15 protein-coding genes are annotated in these 18,013 nt (G+C 42.8%); 11 read left to right on the forward strand and 4 right to left on the reverse strand.

All coding sequences use genetic code 11. The features are described from left to right. Nucleotides 1-114 precede the first annotated feature (114 nt). The gene (locus VL20_RS13615; RefSeq protein ID WP_002762378.1) at nt 115-1,209 is read left to right on the forward strand and encodes an AAA family ATPase; all 1,095 of its coding nucleotides are present in this window, start codon (nt 115-117) and stop codon (nt 1,207-1,209) included. Further along, nucleotides 1,202-1,903 carry a DUF3226 domain-containing protein gene (locus tag VL20_RS13620; RefSeq protein ID WP_002762377.1) on the forward strand — a complete coding sequence of 234 codons (702 nt, stop codon included), beginning with the start codon at nt 1,202-1,204 and terminating at the stop codon, nt 1,901-1,903. Before VL20_RS13615 ends, VL20_RS13620 begins: the two co-directional genes overlap by 8 nt. Nucleotides 1,904-1,955: 52 nt before the next feature. Here VL20_RS13620 and psbV read toward each other — a convergent pair whose 3' ends face one another. Then, nucleotides 1,956-2,441 carry a photosystem II cytochrome c-550 gene (gene psbV / locus VL20_RS13625; protein WP_012264644.1) on the reverse strand — a complete coding sequence of 162 codons (486 nt, stop codon included), beginning with the start codon at nt 2,439-2,441 and terminating at the stop codon, nt 1,956-1,958. Between the two features lie 128 nt (nt 2,442-2,569). Then, nucleotides 2,570-2,776 (reverse strand): hypothetical protein, encoded by a 207-nt coding sequence (locus tag VL20_RS13630; RefSeq protein ID WP_002735525.1) that lies wholly within the window; start codon nt 2,774-2,776, stop codon nt 2,570-2,572. A 458-nt stretch (nt 2,777-3,234) separates the two neighbouring features. Here VL20_RS13630 and remA point away from each other — a divergent pair, with 458 nt between their 5' ends. Then, on the forward strand, nt 3,235-3,504 hold the full coding sequence (remA, locus tag VL20_RS13635) for an extracellular matrix/biofilm regulator RemA (protein WP_002737924.1): 270 nt from the start codon (nt 3,235-3,237) through the stop codon (nt 3,502-3,504). Between the two features lie 12 nt (nt 3,505-3,516). After that, on the forward strand, nt 3,517-4,071 hold the full coding sequence (gene gmk / locus VL20_RS13640; protein ID WP_002762373.1) for a guanylate kinase: 555 nt from the start codon (nt 3,517-3,519) through the stop codon (nt 4,069-4,071). A gap of 1,131 nt (nt 4,072-5,202) precedes the next feature. On the opposite strand, the gene crtH is transcribed toward gmk, so the two are convergent. Then, complete coding sequence (crtH, locus tag VL20_RS13645; RefSeq protein WP_052276807.1) at nt 5,203-6,714, reverse strand: carotenoid isomerase; 1,512 nt, start codon at nt 6,712-6,714, stop codon at nt 5,203-5,205. A gap of 758 nt (nt 6,715-7,472) precedes the next feature. Here crtH and VL20_RS13650 point away from each other — a divergent pair. Then, nucleotides 7,473-9,377, forward strand: a complete 1,905-nt coding sequence (locus VL20_RS13650; protein WP_052276808.1) for a polysaccharide biosynthesis protein — start codon at nt 7,473-7,475, stop codon at nt 9,375-9,377. Between the two features lie 333 nt (nt 9,378-9,710). Here the strand turns inward: VL20_RS13650 and VL20_RS13655 are convergent, their stop codons facing one another. Continuing rightward, entirely contained in the window at nt 9,711-9,899 is a 189-nt protein-coding gene (locus VL20_RS13655) for a hypothetical protein (protein ID WP_052278468.1), read from the reverse strand. A gap of 201 nt (nt 9,900-10,100) precedes the next feature. Here VL20_RS13655 and cobW point away from each other — a divergent pair, with 201 nt between their 5' ends. The 6 genes from cobW (at nt 10,101) to VL20_RS13685 (ending at nt 18,013) form a co-directional block, all read left to right on the forward strand. Further along, nucleotides 10,101-11,135 (forward strand): cobalamin biosynthesis protein CobW, encoded by a 1,035-nt coding sequence (gene cobW, locus VL20_RS13660; RefSeq protein ID WP_052276809.1) that lies wholly within the window; start codon nt 10,101-10,103, stop codon nt 11,133-11,135. A gap of 950 nt (nt 11,136-12,085) precedes the next feature. Next, on the forward strand, nt 12,086-14,137 hold the full coding sequence (locus tag VL20_RS13665) for a M3 family metallopeptidase (protein WP_002759920.1): 2,052 nt from the start codon (nt 12,086-12,088) through the stop codon (nt 14,135-14,137). A 293-nt stretch (nt 14,138-14,430) separates the two neighbouring features. Further along, complete coding sequence (locus VL20_RS13670) at nt 14,431-14,655, forward strand: hypothetical protein (RefSeq protein ID WP_052276810.1); 225 nt, start codon at nt 14,431-14,433, stop codon at nt 14,653-14,655. Further along, nucleotides 14,652-14,933: a type II toxin-antitoxin system RelE/ParE family toxin gene (locus VL20_RS13675; RefSeq protein WP_004163338.1), complete on the forward strand. Its 282-nt coding sequence runs from the start codon at nt 14,652-14,654 to the stop codon at nt 14,931-14,933. The genes VL20_RS13670 and VL20_RS13675 overlap by 4 nt, the downstream gene beginning before the upstream one ends. A gap of 388 nt (nt 14,934-15,321) precedes the next feature. Then, nucleotides 15,322-17,622, forward strand: a complete 2,301-nt coding sequence (locus VL20_RS13680) for a sensor histidine kinase (protein ID WP_052276811.1) — start codon at nt 15,322-15,324, stop codon at nt 17,620-17,622. Further along, nucleotides 17,567-18,013: a response regulator gene (locus tag VL20_RS13685; protein WP_052276812.1), complete on the forward strand. Its 447-nt coding sequence runs from the start codon at nt 17,567-17,569 to the stop codon at nt 18,011-18,013. Before VL20_RS13680 ends, VL20_RS13685 begins: the two co-directional genes overlap by 56 nt.

Genomic DNA, 18,013 nt, shown 5'->3' on the forward strand with positions numbered 1-18,013 from the left:
GTCACCTTTTTGAGAGTTGGAGGCGATTCTCGTCTAGAATTAAGTAAAACAACCCCTATCTTGCCAGGGTCATTCCTAACCCTAAATTTATGCTTATCCAGCCCAGAGGTCAACATGATTAAGGATATTGAAATTAGTAATTTTAGATGTTTTGAGCATACCAAAATTGAAGGTTTTGAGCGAGTTAATTTAATTGGTGGTAAGAACAATTCAGGGAAAACTGCCCTGTTAGAGGCAATATTTTTGTATAGTTATCCCTATCCAAATACTATTCATCCCTACATCAGAGGAATCATTCGTAGGCAATCTTTAGCAGTTGTTCGGGCTGTTCCCAAAAATGCTTGGGATGATTTATTATTCAATCTTGATAGAAAAAATATTATTGAGTTAAAAGGCTCCCAATCTAACCAAGGAGACAAATTGGTAAAAATATCGATTTCTGGTTCTCTTAAAGATAGTGTTCTAGGCATCTCTGAAGACTGGCAAAAATTATACGATTTTATCGCTAAAGATAAATCAGTTATTTCTATCTTAAATATTCACACAAGTTTTGACCATGATCATGACTCAAATGATGAGCAAATGAACTATTTTTTAATTGCCAGTTCTAAGGAGATACTAGCTTTACCTAATGGGGGTGATGAGGAACCAGTAATCATTGCCGCATCTGTCAATAAATCTTTGCAAGAATTGAGCGAGGCCTATACTAAAATAGTTTTTAATGAACAGGAAGAAGAAGTGCTAAAAGCTCTACAAATTCTCGATCCGTCCATTGAAAAAATAGAAAGTTTTTTTCTGGGTGAACCAAATTTATATCTGAAAATAAAAGAGAGAAAACGCCTACCCATATCTCTGTTTGGTGAAGCTATTAATCGTCTGATAGAGATGATTTTTGCTCTACTCATCAATCCTAAAAAAATTATTTTTATCGATGAAATAGAAAATGGTCTTCACTATACTGCTTACCCAGATATTTGGAAAACTTTATTCCGATTAGCTATCGAACTAGATAGCCAAATTTTTGCCACAACCCACAGTTTAGAGATGATCCAAGCTTTTGCCGATGTGGGGTTAGAATATTATCCAGAACAGGGGGCCTATTTTGAACTAGCAAGGAGTCCCAGAACTGATAAAATTATTGGTATTAAAAGACAATTAAGCACTTTAGAGTACGCCTTAAAACATGGCAATGAGGTGAGAGGTGAGTAACTTATTAATCGTCGAGAGCAAGAATGATAAAATTTTTATCGAAGCCCTAGTAAAATACTTAAATATTAACAAAATTCAGTTAGATAAACCGATTTGCTTTGAGGAAGATGACTATAAATGTTTACAGGGTTTAGATAAAGCTAAATTAACCAGCACTTTCGATGAAATTAAGGCGACTCTTGGTAAAAAAGCTATCCCTAAAGTTGGTATTATTATCGATCAAGATTCTGATACTAAGACAGAGCGACTAAATTGGCTTAACGATTGTCTGAAAAAGGTGTATCCAGAAGCGGAAGATATTAGGGAAACCAGTCAGCTTTATAGATTGACAACAATAGAAGATCAAATCACAGAATTTGCTTGTTATTTTACCAATGTGGAAGGACAAGGAGAACTAGAAACAGTTCTCAAGAAGATTAAAAATCAAGATTCCACCTATGCGGATTGTTTAGAAGACTGGAGAAATTGTTTAAACAAGCAAGAAAAATCGATTAAAGACAAAGATTTTGATAAGTTTTGGATTAGTAACTATTTACGATTTGATACCTGTTCCACAGAAGACAAAAAACAAGCTGGCAGGAAATGCAGTATGAATGGATTTGATTATGTTATGAAAAACAAACGTCATATTTGGAACTTTGAGCATGAGGTATTAAATGAACTCAAAGAATTTTTACAACTATTTGCTGTCTAATCAAAAATCCCCCTAGAAATCTAGAGGGATTGAGAGATATATGGAGGGCAATTTAGAAGTAAATTGTACCACCCCAGCGCTCGTCTAGACGGGGAGCAACCAACATATAAGCGGCGACGTTATACACATCATCTTCGGTCAGATTGCGTAATTCTGGGAAGATATCCGGACGGCTAACATTGGGATGGAGTTCGCTTAGATCATCTTCACCATCGTAACTGGTGGGATGTTCTAGATAATCAATCAATGCTAACAGATTATCTCTGGGAGGTTCCGCTTTTGCTAGATCACCCAGACCCAAACTGACGTTATTATTAGTTTTGGTTTTACCTTGCAGGTGACACTTAGTACAATTGGCGACAAAAAGTTTCTGTCCTTCCGTCGCTTGTTCAGAAGTCAAAGTCACCGATTCCCCTGCGTCATTGAGGGTGATGGTGAGGGTTTTTTCATTGAGTTCTAAGGCACTAGCGCCGTTAAGATTGAATTGTAATACAAAAAAGACTACAGCGATCGCTGCTACAATCAAACGTTTGATCATTGTTCTCCTACTCGCAATTGTTCCAAGAAAGGGGATTTTAAGGTGACTAAAAAATTTTCTCCTCTGGGAGGGTATCGATCGATTCTAAGTGATCACGGACACCGAGAAGATCGCAGTTGGGAATAAAGTCAAGGGGACGTTTCCGTTTTAGAGGCGGTTACTCCTGAGCGTTGGGATAAAATCAGTGAGATAATTGCTTTAGCATCTTCTAGGGCGAGATTAGTCTGCCGATCTTTATAGGAGATGCCTAATTGGTCGCAAAGTGACAACACAGATTCATCGGCCAGATCGTACTCTGCCGCAATATCAGCGATCGATAGATCAGCAAAACCCATAGTCTAACACACCCACCAAGGATAGAGAATACTTATTAGTCACCATAATTATCATGCCATTGCCGGGGACATTCTTAACAGTGATCAGTGATCAGTGATCAGCAGTCAGGAGACAGGAGACAGGAGGCAGCTTTGTTCTCCCCATCACCCTACACCCCACACCCTACACCCTACACCCCACTCCCCACACCCCACACCCCACTCCCCACACCCTACACCCCACTCCCCCATCACCCCACACCCTCAAAATTCCCTAATTTTCCCGACTTTTGGACTATTTACTCCCTAAGATAGAGACTCGTGTAAACAAATTTAATTAAAATCGCAAAAAACCTGAAAAAATACTAAAATGTGATTAAGAATGTTATTTTTAGCGTTGTAAGGCTAAATCTTTCCCGATAACATTGTAATCATACCTCCACACTCTTTTGTACAAAGGGCTGCACCTTTGTTAACTTATGGATATACAACTGATCAACATCGGCTTCGGTAATATTGTTTCCGCTAATCGGGTTATCGCCATCGTTAGCCCAGAATCGGCTCCTATCAAACGCATCATCAGTGATGCTCGGGATAAAGGCTGTTTAATCGATGCTACCTACGGAAGACGGACTCGTGCGGTGATCATCACCGATTCTAGTCATGTAGTGCTGTCGGCCATTCAACCGGAAACCGTGGCTCACCGTTTCGTGGTCAACAAGGAAGCCCCTGTTAATAGTAGCAACTAAGTTATTAACCCCATGCAACCCGGTCAATTAATCGTCATTACTGGCCCTAGCGGTGTGGGCAAGGGTACGCTAGTACGGCATTTACTAACTCGTTTCCCTAACCTCTACCTGTCCGTATCCGCTACTACGCGCCCACCTCGACCGGGTGAAATTGAGGGGGAAGATTACTACTTTCTCGACCGTCCCAGTTTCGAGGAGAAAATGGCAGCCGGAGAATTTCTCGAATCGGCCGAATATGCGGGCAACTACTATGGAACACCCCAATCAGCGATCGCTGCTCAATTAGCAACAGGCCAGACCGTAATTCTAGAAATCGAATTAGAGGGAGCCAGACAGGTGTGTAAAAGCTTCCCCGAAGCGCGGAGAATCTTTATCCTACCCCCCACTTTCGAGGAATTAGAACGTCGTTTGCGCGACCGGGGCAAAGATGCCGAAACAGCGATCGCCCGTCGTCTAGAGCGCGCCCGAGAAGAATTGGCCGCCAGCGAGGAATTCCCCTATCAAATCGTCAACGATGACCTAGAAACCGCCCTAGATGCCATCGAGAAGATTATTTTTAGCCGTTAGCCATCCCATCAAGGGGCAGGAGGCAGGAGGCAGGAGGCAGGAGGCAGCCTTGAATCAGTTATCAGCTCCTGAAGGACGCAAAGCGCCCTAAAAAGAAAAAGAGAAACTAGGGGCAAGCCCTGATCTTCTAAATCTGGAAGTATCCTGAACTCAAACCGGAGTAACAATGGTGTCATGAGACCCGATTATCAGCAAAGGTCCCTAGGAAAGAGGAAAAAAGAATTGGCGGCACGAGGATTAACTCGTGAACCCGTGGTCGAGAATCAAGTAAAAAACCGGCTCTTCGGTTTGTGTTATGCAACGGACGGGGGTTATAAGGGATGGAACCCTTATATAGAAAGGCATTTAGCGATTTTTGTTAATTGTTTTTGCTCTAGAGCGAACTAATCAATTAAGTCTCTTGCCAGATAACGATTTAGTCGATTTATGCCCCCCTATCGAACCATACCAAGTAACGAAGAACCTCAATAATTGATTTTTTCTGAGAAAAAAAATTACAATTCTTCACCTTGAGAAAAATCAATCATTGTAGCTATAGTCCCTACTGGCAATGGGTTTTAACTCTCTTTTCGTACCAACTTGTGTACTAAGAAAAAGGATAATGCAAGGTTTTTGAGAGTCCCAATCCGATTTTCGCAGCACTAACATCGGATTTTAACAGGTCAAAAGCCTTATCTAACAAGGTTTTTAGATTTATTCAGCAAACCCTAAATAGGGTCTGCTGAAAAAGTTTTTCCTGGGGGTAGGAGTCAGTAGCCGGTCGTCAGGAGTCGGTCGTTTCAGGCTTTGTTGCCCTTGTTTTTTGTACCAAGCGATGTACCACAAGAAGGATAATGCAAGGTTTTTGAAAGTCCCAATCCTATTTTCGCAGCATGAACATCGGACTTTAACAGGTCAAAAGCCTTATTTTAAAAGGGTTTTACCATTATTCAGCAAACCCTAAATAATCATTCTTTAATAACCAGATTTAGTTGAATATCCACAGCGTTTCTCATCAAGGTGAAGTATAGATTAAACCTTGCCGAAGTAAGGATTCCAGTCGCAAAAATGCGCTTCATCCATCTGAGAAACGCTGTCAAGTCTTACCTTCCCGTTTCCGAATTCGCCGGTAAAAATCCTGATTTTCAGCTTTTAATCTCTGGGACGAGGTAAACCCAGATCTACCGATAGAAGATGACTGCAAGCAAAACCGGAAAAGGCCACCGCGTTTAATCCTTGACCAGGGAAGGTACTATCTCCCACACAATAAAGATTAGGAATAGCTGTGCGATTAAAGGGCATTCCTAATAAGCCTAACAGTTTTCTTCGCGGTATTGGGCCGTAACTGCCATCGATTCTATTCAAAAAGCGGCGATGGGTGCGGGCTGTGCCAATTTCGATATAATCTAATCCTGTATCTAGTTTGGGAAAGAGTTTTTTCAGGCGATCAATGAGACGATGAGCAGCGGCCTCTTTTTTCTGTTGATATTCTTGAGGGGGCAGTTTTTGCCATTGATCAATCCAGCTAGGGGTGAAAGTATGAATGATATGATGGTCCGGGGGTGCGAGGGAGGGATCGAGTAAGGTAGGAATAGAAACAAAGATAGTTCCCTGTTCTGCTTCCATATTTTCCCAATCTTCTAGTAAAATATGGTGACATTCGCTTCCTGATGGTAACACATCGGCCTTAACTCCCAGATGCAAACTGAGGAAACTGGGGGATTTTTGATAGCGTTTTTGCCATTTTTTTTCGCTGCCCGGGAGAGATTCCGGGGGGAGTAGTTTCTCGAAGGTATCCCAACGGGTGGCATTAGAAACAATCTTTTTAGCGTAGTATTCCTTACCATTGGTCAATTTTACCCCGATCGCCCGTCCTGCATCTAAAATAATCTTATTCACTCTCGCTTGATACTGGATTTCACCACCAGCTTTTTCCAATCCCGCGACTAACTTGAGAGCAATCTGTCCCACTCCCCCCCGGGGATAGTTAATTCCCCCGTAATGGCGATCGCTAAAGACCATTCCCGCGTTAATCATCGGAGTGCGATCGGCGGGTACTACCGACCAACAATAACATTCCATGTCGATAAATTTCAATAATTTCGGGTCTTTAATATATTTTCTGGCCACATCTCCCGCATTTTGGGGTAAATACTTGACCAATCCCAAACAGGATAAGGGATGCTGGAAAAAAACCCTAGTCAGATAGCGGGGTTCTTCCAGCGATAGTAAATCCATACTATTGAGGCAATTAAAAACCTGCCAGCATTCATCGTAAAAGCGCCGGATGCCGGTTTTTTCTGCGGGAAAATGGCTAATTAATTCCTGTAAAAATTGTTCGTAGTCGCGATGAACTTTTAAGTCTAATCCGTCCGGGAGATGATAATGGATCTGGACGGGATCGGCAATGGTTTCGATACTTATATCCACCGCTGCCAAAGCCTTGGTTAGGAGGTTAGTCGTCCCCTTTTTGCCAAAACCAAAAATCATCGAAGCACCCACATCAAAACGATAACCCTCTCGTTCAAAATAACCTGCGCTGCCCCCCGGAATCAGATAACTCTCTAAAACTAAGACTTTTGCCCCTTTTGCCGCTAATTGCGTCGCTGTCACCAATCCCCCGATTCCCGACCCAATCACGATCGCATCGTACTGATTACTCATAACTTGACTCGATAAATTTTTGTATCAATTCTTGATTGTAACCCTTGACTAGCGGTCATTTATCGGCTAGTTTGCGGGAGCAAAAAATTTTTTGCCAGCGATGAAAAGCTGGTGATCTGTATTGCATTGAAACTGCCTAGGGAAAATTTTAGTACAAATGATCGACCTTACTCCTCGGCGCTCCCAACTCTGGTGCAGTCTTAACGAGTAATTTAGATAGTCAACAGCTTAAAGGCAAGAGCGACGAATCTACTTTTGGGGGAGAAATACTTAGTGGTCTGTCAAGATTGAATTGCAGGATAAATATCTGCCAGCTTCCTCCCCCCGTCTGCTACCCCTGCTTGTCTCAACCAGTCATTTTAACAGCCAAAACCTTTTGCTGTTTGGTTCTTCGGTTTTTGTTATGCAATGGACGGGGGTTATAAGGGATGGAACCCTTATATAGAAAGGTATTTGGCGATTTTTGTCAATTATTTTTGATCTAGAGCGAACTAATCAATTAAGTCTCTTGCCAGATAAGGATTTAGTCAATTTATGCCCCCCTATCGAACCATACTAAGTAACAAAGAACCTGCTGTTTTTTCTTTCTCCTGTTCTTGTTTGAGATTAGAACTTGATTATGTAGTCAATTGAGATTGAGAATATCAATGCCAGAGTTTATAAGGTTTTCATCGGTCTAGAGCGTATCAGAACCATCTGAAATGATTATAATTTGTCAAGTACACTTTATACTAATTTAGATGAGCTTACCCCAGATGATGTATAGAAAACTGGCGAACAAAATCCTTAAATTGGCTAATTCCCTATCTAGGTCATCGAAGCGATCTCTTTTAATGGTCAGCGATTGCCTGATTTTTTGTCTGACCATCTATCTAGCCTTCTCTCTCAGGTTGAATCTGAGCCTCGAATATCAGCAAATTAGACCTTTTTTCAGGGAAATATTCAGCTTAATTGCGATTAAACTTCTAGTTTTCTATCTCAGAGGTATTTACCGTCCCGTAGTACGTTATACAGGATTAGAGTTTCTTTCGTCCGTAATGCAAGCGGTTCTCTATAGTTCAGGGGTTTTAATCAGTCTGGCCTACTTTCAAAGGGATGCCTTTTTGCCGCGTTCAGTCCTGATTATCGACGCATTGTTAACCCTAGTATTGGTTATTGGGATCAGATTGTTGATTCGTTCTGTCTTTCACCGTCTTAACATTTACGTCAGTAGTGTCGATAGAGAACCGACAATTGTTATCTATGGTGCGGGGGTTGTGGGTCGTCAATTGGCACGTTCCCTACAAAATGACCCCCACTATCGTTTATTGGCCTTTGTTGATGATAATCCCGATTTGCAGCAGCGAGTTATCCAAGGCATTAGGGTTTATTCCCCCTCTCAATTGGCACTACTGCACCAAAAACGGGCCTTTGACTGGGTTATTCTCGCTATTCCGAATGTAGCCAAGGACAAAAAGCGGCAAATCATCGAAAGTCTAGAAACTTTACCCATCGACATTAAAACCATTCCTCCCCTCTCAAAAATTTTATCGGGAGAAGCGGTCATCAATCAGATTCGCAGTGTCGATGTCTCGGAATTATTAGGACGGGAAGAAATTCTACCCCATCCCGAACTTTTGGCAAAAAATGTCACGGGTAAAGCGGTGTTAGTCACCGGGGGTGGCGGTTCCATCGGTTCGGAATTATGCCGACAAATCGCCTTCCTCAAGCCAAAATGCTTGGTAATCTACGAATTAAACGAGTTTTCCCTCTACAAAATCGATCTCGATTTAAGTGAAAATTATGCCGATTTACGCAAGTATGCCTATCTAGGCAATGTTCTCGACCGCAATCATCTGGCCCGAGTCATCCAACAACACCAGATTGAGACAATTTATCACACGGCCGCCTATAAGCACGTTCCTCTTGTGGAAGCCAATCCTAGTCAGGGGGTTTACACTAATGTTTGGGGTAGTTTAAATGTCGCTCAGACCGCGATCGAGAATTCGGTTAGTAATTTAGTTCTCATTTCCACCGATAAGGCCGTCAGACCGACTAACATTATGGGGGCCAGCAAACGCTGTGCTGAGTTAGTCGTGCAAGCTTTGGCCGCTTTACCCGACACTTCCACCTGTTGCGCGATCGTCCGCTTTGGCAATGTTCTCGATAGTAGCGGTTCCGTGGTGCCGCGTTTCCGGGAACAAATCGCCCAACGTAAGAATATTACCCTCACCCATCGCGATATTATTCGCTATTTTATGTCTATTCCCGAGGCGGTGCGTTTGGTTATACAAGCAGGAGCCATGGCCCGAGGGGGTGAGGTATTCCTGTTAGATATGGGTGAACCGGTAAGAATTTACGATTTGGCCCTACAGATGATTCGTTTAAGTGGCTTGGAATTAGGGCAAGATATTGATATTAAAATCACGGGATTAAGACCAGGGGAAAAACTCTACGAAGAATTATTAATCGATACCGATAAAGCTCGTCCCACCGCTCACCCCAAGATTTTTTGCGCTCATGAACACTTTCTTGTTTGGGACGAATTGCAAATCAAATTAGAGCAACTGCTTAATTCTATTCAAGTTAATGACCGTCAGGGCTTAGTTAAGTCCCTACAAGATTTAGTTCCCGAATACCGGACCTCGCAGCAAATAGCCGGTAATTTGTCAAGTAAAAAGTAAAAAAGAGCAGTTTTAGCGAGTGCATCCCACATTTGCAGAAATACCGACAATTAGCAATTATCAGTGACTCTTAAATTAGTACAAAAATATGAACAATCGCGTGTAAGCATCCCACCGAAAAACTAATGCGCTCCGGGGTTTGGGCCCCAACGGGGGGTTTGGGTAGGGTTGATTCATGAATCAACCCTACTATCACTAAACCCTAGGGTTGAGTGATAAAACCGAAAGTAACGCCCAATTTTAGGAGAAAGTTTCCCCTTAAAAATCCCAAATTAGTAGATTTACAAAAATGAGATGCACCAGTTTTATATCTCGTCTTTTTCACCAAATTTATTAATCTAATTGAACCGAATGCTCTTGTTTTAATTGCTTTTGGATAGTTTTTACTGTCCGCTCAATTTTATTGATCCCGCGAGAAGAAGGGCGATTTATTCTATCAGCTAGAGGAGAAGTTTGTTGAATAGCAATGCTTAAATAAAGAGGAAAAGCGAGGGTAAAGGCTAAAAAAAGACGTTGTAACATGATCCACTCCCACAAAAGTTCTTCAGCGAATTTTAACCGGCCGAAACTTTTCCCAGAATAACCACTAACTAGGAAAATTTCAGCTAGTTTGTGACAGTCCGGCAATTGGTGGGGCAATCCTAAAGAATTAGCGCTGAAACCCTCAACCCTAGACCGAGAGTCTGATACATTGATCTAGGAACATGATCGATCGCTCTATCTATGCACAAAATTCCAGTTACTGTGATCACGGGTTTTCTGGGTGCGGGAAAAACTACCCTCATCCGTCATCTACTGCAAAATAATCAAGGCCGACGGGTGGCCGTTATGGTCAATGAATTCGGAGAAGTGGGAATTGATGGTGATTTATTGAAAAGTTGTCAGACCTGCGACGACAACCCCAACGATAATATTGTGGAATTGACCAACGGTTGTCTGTGCTGCACAGTACAGGAAGAGTTTCTCCCCACCATGCAGAAATTGCTGGAACGACGGCAACAGTTGGATTGTATGCTGATCGAAACTTCGGGGTTAGCTTTACCTAAACCTCTGGTTCAAGCTTTTCGCTGGCCGGAAATCCGCAACGGTGCCACGGTGGACGGAGTAATCACGGTGGTGGATGGTTTTGCTGTCGCTAGGGGTCGTCTGGTGGCGGATTTGGACGCTTTAACGGCACAAAGGCAAGCAGACCCCAATTTAGAACACGAAACGCCCATTGAGGAGTTATTTGAGGATCAGTTAGCCTGCGCTGACCTGGTACTTTTAACTAAAACCGATCTCATCAGCGAAATTGAATTAGAAAAAATTATTAATTGGCTGAAAACACAACTGCGATCGACGGTAAAAATAGTTACTTGTGCCGATGGACAAATTAGCCCCGATGTGCTATTGGGATTTAATGCCGCCGTCGAGGATGATTTAGCTAGTCGTCCTAGTCATCATGATCACGAGGAAGAACACGATCACGATGAGGAGATCAATTCTGTGCAGTTTTGCCTCGATTCTCCCGTAGATGCCCGAATTTTGACCCAACGGCTCAAAGAATTGGTGGCCCGAGAAGAAATCTATCGGGTCAAGGGATTTGTTAACGTGGCCAATAAACCGATGCGTATGGTGTTACAGGGAGTCGGCGATCGCTTTGATTCTTTCTTCGACCGACCCTGGCAATCCACGGAAATGCGGCAAACTCGCTTGGTCTTTATCGGCCGCTCCCTCGATAGTCAGAGAATCGAGCAGGCCTTAACTAGGGTTGGCTGAATAAATGTGAAATGTAGGCAAGGTAAGAGTTTTGTGGCTTTTCTCGCGAAACAGGTGCAAGATTTTGAGAGAATCGTCGTTCAAAACCTTGCGTCTTCATCGGCCCGCGTCCTGTAGGGGCGAAGCATTCGGGCAATAACCTATCGGTGAAACTGGAGATTTTCTAACCGAATGCTTCGCCCGTACTTTTTGCCGCAAACCCTAACTAGGGTTTGCTGAAGAAGTTTTTCCTAGGGACAGGGTGTGGGGTAGGGAGATTATTTTTATTTATTCTCCCCTCTCCCTTCTCCTTTCTCCTCCTCTACAATAATTACTCGCAGCCAGAAATACGTTGGGTACTATCATACTTTGTGCTTTTTGTCAAAAAAACTTTTTTTTTGCAATAAAACTACACAAAAAAAAGATCATCGTTATGGGTGAAATTGACTGATTTGACCGTCTTAATTAGGATCACCTTCTAGGTGTGGCAAGGGTTTCAACCATTGCTGCCCAAAAAAGCACAGAATAACCCACTATGAAATTCTATCAAATCGCTGTAACCCTTGTAACATCGTTGTTAAATAAAAATCTTTCTCAATTAATTCTTAAGAATTTGTAAATATTGCGGAATGTTAATTTAAATATTCTCAAGTTTTTGGAGTCAATAAATAATTTTTGCTTATCTTTAGCCCACATTGGGTTAGGAGTCAGGAGTCAGGAGTCAGGAGACAGGAGACAGGAGTCAGGAGACAGGAGATAGGAGACAGGAGATAGGAGATAGGAGACAGGAGACAGGAGACAGGAGAGAGGAGACAGGAGACAAGGGGCAGCTTTGTTCTCCCCACACCCCACACCCCACCTCCCACTGATCACAGAAAAAGCTCCGGCGCTCGATCGCCCGGATAGATGGTCGGGGATTTGGGTTAGGGTAGTAAAAGATACAGATTACCCACCCTTCCAGACCAACAATTATGACGAACACCAGTAACCCGCTGCTTGCCGGTCAAGGATTACCGGCTTTTGACCAAATCCAACCCGGCCTAATTGTCCCTGGCATGACGCAACTTTTGCAGGAACTGGCCAGAGAATTAACCGATTTAGAAGCGCAGATTGCCCCCACCTGGGAAAAATTAGTCGAACCCCTCACCCGGATCGAAGAACGTTTAAGCTGGAGTTGGGGGATTATCGGTCATCTGATGGGGGTAAAAAATAGCCCGGAATTGCGTCAAGCTTACGAAACCGTACAACCACAGGTAGTCGAGTTTATTAGCCGTTTAAGCCAAAGTAAACCCATTTATGAGGCATTCTCGTCCCTGCGTCAAGGGGAAAGCTGGGGGCAATTAGACGAGGCACAACAGCGCATTGTCGAAGCTTCTCTGCGGGATGCCCAATTGGCCGGGGTGGGATTGGTAGGGGAGAAAAAAGACAGATTTAACGCGATTCAACTGGAATTAGCGGAAATCACCACGAAATTTTCTAATAACCTCCTCGATGCCACCAAAGCTTTTCAACTAAAACTAACAACCCCAGAAGATATCGCCGGTTTACCCCCTAGTCTCCTCAGTTTAGCCGCCCAAACCGCCCGGGGCCAAGGGGAAACTAACGCCAGCACCGAAACTGGTCCCTGGGTGATTACCCTCGATTTTCCCAGTTATTTCCCCTTTATGAAGTACAGCGATAATCGGGAATTGCGGGAAAAACTCTATAAAGCCTACGTTAGTCGGGCTGATCTGGGAGAATTGGATAATAATCCCTTAATCGATCGCATTTTGCAACTTCGTCAGGAACAGGCCCATCTTTTAGGTTATAGTACCTACGCCGAGGTCAGTCTTGCCCGGAAAATGGCCAATTCTGTGGATGAAATCGAGAAATTGCTTGACAATTTACGCCAAGTAAGCTATAAAGCGGCAAAACAGGATTTAGAGGCCTTAAAAACTTTTGCGGGAACCGACGATCTCAAGCATTGGGATATAGCCTATTGGTCAGAAAAACAGCGTCAGGCCAAGTTTAACTTTAGTGCCGAGGAATTACGCCCCTATTTCCCCCTACCACGGGTTTTAGAAGGCATATTTAGCCTCGCTAAACGGATTTTTGGGGTGGAAATTATCGCTACCGACGGTAAAGCACCTATCTGGCATCCTGATGTGCGTTATTTCCAGATTAACGACGAAAAGGGCGAAAAAATCGCCTATTTCTACCTCGATGCCTACAGTCGTCCCGCCGAAAAACGCGGCGGTGCTTGGATGGATGTCTGTATCGGTCGCGCCAAAACCGGTGCCGAGGTGCGTTTACCTGTGGCTTATTTAATCTGCAATCAAACGCCTCCAGTGGACGGAAACCCCAGTTTAATGACCTTTGAGGAGGTAACTACCCTATTTCACGAATTTGGCCACGGTTTACAGCATATGTTAACCACTGTGGATTATTCTGGCGCGGCGGGTATTAATAACGTTGAGTGGGACGCGGTGGAATTGCCCAGTCAATTTATGGAAAATTGGTGTTATGATCGCCCTACTTTAATGAGTATGGCCAAACACTACGAAACCGGTGAAACTCTCCCCGAACATTACTATCAAAAACTGCTCCTAGCTAAGAATTATATGAGCGGTTCGGCTATGCTGCGTCAGTTACATTTGTCTTTAGTAGATTTGGAATTACACCATCGTTATCAACCCAATGGCGGCGAAACTCCTAAACAAGTCAGACAGCGTTTAGCGGCGACGACGACGATCATTCCTCCCCTACCAGAAGATGCTTTCTTATGTTCTTTTGGGCATATTTTCGCTGGCGGTTATGCGGCGGGTTACTATAGTTATAAATGGGCAGAAGTTCTCAGCGCCGATGCTTTTGCCGCTTTCGAGGAAGTGGGATTAGATAACGAAGAAGCAGTGAAAGCGATCGGCCGCCGTTTTCGCGATACTGTCTTAGCTATGGGGGGAAGTTCCCATCCTATGAATGTTTTTAAAGCTTTCCGCGGTCGCGAACCTAGTACCGAGCCTCTCCTCCGTCATAGCGGCTTATAAAAGTAACCAAACACTTTTCTTTGTGGTGCGTTACGGCAATATTTAGCTCTTGATTTTTTCCCTAAAAACAAGGGATTGTCTGACGCACCCTACTTGACTATCTTGTGATAAGTAGGTAGGCGTTAAAAGTTGTCAGACACCCCCCTTATCAAGGGGGGGACTAAGGGGGGATCGGCACCCCCCTTATCAAGGGGGGACTAAGGGGGATCGAACCTAAAATCCATTTTTAATTTAATTATAACCAGCTACTTAGCATATCAGGAAAAAAAGTTAACTAACAGGAGTCAACTTTAATGAGTATCGCATTTTTTCAAGATCTGATCGAATCGGTAGAGAGTCTATCCATTGAAGACCAAGATTATTTGTTTGAGCTAATTCGTAAAAGACGCATTGAGAAACGCCGGGAGGAGATGGCTAAAAATGGCGAAGAAACCTTAAAATCTTTAGCGATGGGAACAGCAAAAAAAGGCAGCACTGAAGAGATAATGGCTTATTTGTTAGAGGATGAAGAAGAATGAAATTAGTTGCTGACAAAAGCTTTAAAAGAGCTTTTCAACGCTTAATCAGCAAAAATCCTCAACTACAAAGCAAGGTATCAGAGGTTCTACATTTGTTAGAAGATAATCCCTTTACCCCTTCTTTAAAATCTCATAAGCTGACAGGTAGATTAGAAGGTTATTGGTCATGTTCTGTTAGTTATGATTGCCGTATTATTTTTACTTTTCGTCAAGATACTGATTCAGGAGAAACTTTAATTGTTATAGTTGATATTGGCAAACACGATCAAGTTTACTAATTTATCTCTTGAATTTGTTCTTTCTTATCAATTGTATAATCACAGTACGATATCGCCTACTTTTCTAGGGTGCGTTCCTGGAAATTTTTGGGTCTGAAACCCCTTAACTACTGTATATTTTTATTAAGAATTATCTGTCCCTTGTAACATTAAATCTTAATTCTTAACAAATGACCATAGATTATCAGAGAAAAACTGATTATAATAAAGGGAACTGAACAGAACTGCTCGATCGATAGATAACTGATTAATTAAAGTTTTATTACTTTTGATGGCCTGGGATTAAGATAAGTAAATTTATTCTTGATCGCCCCTTGGAAGTGAGAAGAAATAGTTTTAATAAACAAAGAGTTTTCAACTTGGCAAAAATCCTCTGGGGGAAATACACATGGAAGTTCTAACCGAGACAATTAACCCAACTTCGATCGAACGGGAACCGATCCATCTCTATAACCGAATTCAACCGCACGGAGTGCTTTTAGTTCTCAGCGAACCAGAGCTAAAAGTCAGCCAAACTAGCAGTAATAGCCGCAGTTTATTGGGGATTTCTCCGGGGGAAATTATCGGTAAAACCCTAGAGGAAATCTTCGATCCCTTTCAGATCGATCCTCTAAAATCAGCCATAGAAAATAACGATTTTGATGCTATCAATCCCTCCAAAATTTGGGCGCGGGTTAAAGGGGATGATTTTGCTGTCTTTGATGCTATTTTCCACCGCAACGCCGAACAAATGCTGATTTTAGAGTTAGAACCAGCTATTTCCTATGAAAACATTCCTTTCCTGAGATTCTATCACCTAGCCAAAACTTCGATCGATAAACTTGAAGCCACCCGTAGCCTGAAAGATTTCTGTAATATCATCGTTAAAGAAGTGCGAAAAATGACAGGATTCGATCGAGTTATGTTATACAAATTCGACGAAGAAGATAACGGTGATGTGATAGCAGAAGACAAAATAGAGCAACTAGAACCCTATCTCGGTTTACGTTATCCCGCTTCCGATATCCCTCTCCCGGCACGAAATTTATTAAGTGCTAATTGGATTCGACAGATTCCCGATGCTACCTCTGAACCCGTCGATCTAGTGCCTAGTCTTCATCCCGAAACCCAACAACCCTTAAATTTAACCCTGTCCAGTCTTAGAAGTGCTTCTCCCTGTCATTTAGAATACCTGCATAATATGGGAGTGGGAGCATCTCTAACGATTTCTCTGATTGAAAATAAACGTCTCTGGGGCATTATTGCCTGTCATCACCGCACCCCTAAATATGTACCCTACGAACTCCGTAAAGCTTGTGAGTTCTTAGGAAGAGTAATTTTCTCGGAAATATCGGCACGGGAAGAAACCGAGGATTATGACTATCGAGTAAAATTAACCTTTGTGCAATCGCAATTAATCGATTATATGGCGGAAGCTAATAACTTTATTGATGGATTAATTGCCCATAAACCGAATCTGCTCGATCTAACTAAAGCCACGGGAGCTGCTATTTGTTTAGGCGGCAATTATACCTTAATTGGAGTAACACCGAGCGAAGAAGAACTAAATTATCTGATTACTTGGCTAGAAAAAAACGTCCATGAAGATGTTTACTATACCAATTCCTTACCGCGAATTTATGCCGATGCGGGTAAGTTTAAAGACATTGCCAGTGGTTTACTAGCAATTCCCATTTCTAAACGTAATTATCTCCTCTGGTTTCGTCCGGAAGTAATTCAAACCGTGAACTGGGGTGGTGATCCGGGTAAAGCGATCGAAACGACTGCCATAGATGGTGATATTCGTCTCTGTCCGCGTAAATCTTTCTCCCTCTGGAAAGAAACCGTTCGCCTCAAATCTTTCCCCTGGAAAGCAGTAGAAATTAACGCCGCACTAGAATTACGAAAAGCGATCGTCAATATCATCTTAAAACAAGCCGATGAATTGGCCCGTTTAGCGCGGGATTTGGAACTATCAAACGCCGAATTAAAAAAATTCGCCTACGTCGCCTCCCACGATTTACAGGAACCCCTCAATCAAGTCGCCAACTATGTGCAGTTGCTAGAAATGCGCTACACCGAAGAACTGGACGAAGATGCTAAAGAATTTATTACTTTTGCCGTCGAAGGTGTCAGTTTGATGCAAACATTAATAGATGATGTGCTGGCTTACTCGAAAGTGGATATGCAGGCGGTAGAGTTTAATACCATCGATGCTAATCTGGCACTGGAAAAAGCTCTCGCTAACCTGAAAGGGAGAATTCAGGAAAGTCAAGCTGTGATCACCGTTGATCCTTTGCCAATTGTCATGGCAGATAAAACCCAGTTAATGCAATTGTTCCAAAATCTCATCGGTAATGCCATTAAATTCCGAGGAAAAGCAACCCCCACTATTCATATTGCTGCTCAACGTCAAGAGGAGGAATGGCTGTTCTCTATTAGCGATAATGGAATTGGCATCGATCCCCGATTTTCCGAACGCATTTTCGTGATTTTCCAACGACTGCACACCCGCGACGAGTACCCCGGCACAGGTATGGGTTTGGCGATTTGCAAGAAAATTATCGAGTGTCATCGCGGACGAATTTGGGTAGAATCCCAATTAGGCAAAGGAGCGGTTTTCTATTTTACAATTCCCCTAGGAGGTAACGAGCGTGAGCGCTGGCGAGGACGTGCCACACAAAATTATCTTATTAGTGGAGGACAGTAAAGCTGATATTCGCCTCATCCAAGAGGCATTAAAAACTAGCACCGTCCCGCATGAATTAGTTATCGTTAGGGACGGTGTCAACGCCATGGATTATCTGCGTCGAGAAGGGGAGTATCTCGATTCTCCCCGTCCTAATCTGATTCTTCTCGATCTGAATTTGCCCAGAAAAGACGGACGGGAGGTATTAGCGGAAATCAAAAACGATCCCAGTTTAAAAAGAATTCCTGTGGTGGTTTTAACCACGTCTCGCAACGAGGAGGATATTTTTCATAGCTATGAACTGCACGTTAATTGTTATATAACCAAGTCGCGCAATCTCAACGATTTGTTCAAAATTGTCAAAAATATCGAGGCTTTTTGGTTAGAAACCGCTACTTTACCAACGGAGTGA

It is taken from the genome of Microcystis panniformis FACHB-1757, assembly GCF_001264245.1.
GTDB classification, from domain to species: domain Bacteria; phylum Cyanobacteriota; class Cyanobacteriia; order Cyanobacteriales; family Microcystaceae; genus Microcystis; species Microcystis panniformis.

Bases quoted from the DNA above. Each gene is read 5' to 3' on its own strand.
- VL20_RS13615 (WP_002762378.1), top strand. From the start codon at position 115: ATGATTAAGGATATTGAAATTAGTAATTTTAGATGTTTTGAGCATACC.
- psbV (WP_012264644.1), bottom strand. From the start codon at position 2,441: ATGATCAAACGTTTGATTGTAGCAGCGATCGCTGTAGTCTTTTTTGTA.
- VL20_RS13630 (WP_002735525.1), bottom strand. From the start codon at position 2,776: ATGGGTTTTGCTGATCTATCGATCGCTGATATTGCGGCAGAGTACGAT.
- remA (WP_002737924.1), top strand. From the start codon at position 3,235: ATGGATATACAACTGATCAACATCGGCTTCGGTAATATTGTTTCCGCT.
- gmk (WP_002762373.1), top strand. From the start codon at position 3,517: ATGCAACCCGGTCAATTAATCGTCATTACTGGCCCTAGCGGTGTGGGC.
- crtH (WP_052276807.1), bottom strand. From the start codon at position 6,714: ATGAGTAATCAGTACGATGCGATCGTGATTGGGTCGGGAATCGGGGGA.
- VL20_RS13650 (WP_052276808.1), top strand. From the start codon at position 7,473: ATGTATAGAAAACTGGCGAACAAAATCCTTAAATTGGCTAATTCCCTA.
- VL20_RS13655 (WP_052278468.1), bottom strand. From the start codon at position 9,899: ATGTTACAACGTCTTTTTTTAGCCTTTACCCTCGCTTTTCCTCTTTAT.
- cobW (WP_052276809.1), top strand. From the start codon at position 10,101: ATGCACAAAATTCCAGTTACTGTGATCACGGGTTTTCTGGGTGCGGGA.
- VL20_RS13665 (WP_002759920.1), top strand. From the start codon at position 12,086: ATGACGAACACCAGTAACCCGCTGCTTGCCGGTCAAGGATTACCGGCT.
- VL20_RS13670 (WP_052276810.1), top strand. From the start codon at position 14,431: ATGAGTATCGCATTTTTTCAAGATCTGATCGAATCGGTAGAGAGTCTA.
- VL20_RS13675 (WP_004163338.1), top strand. From the start codon at position 14,652: ATGAAATTAGTTGCTGACAAAAGCTTTAAAAGAGCTTTTCAACGCTTA.
- VL20_RS13680 (WP_052276811.1), top strand. From the start codon at position 15,322: ATGGAAGTTCTAACCGAGACAATTAACCCAACTTCGATCGAACGGGAA.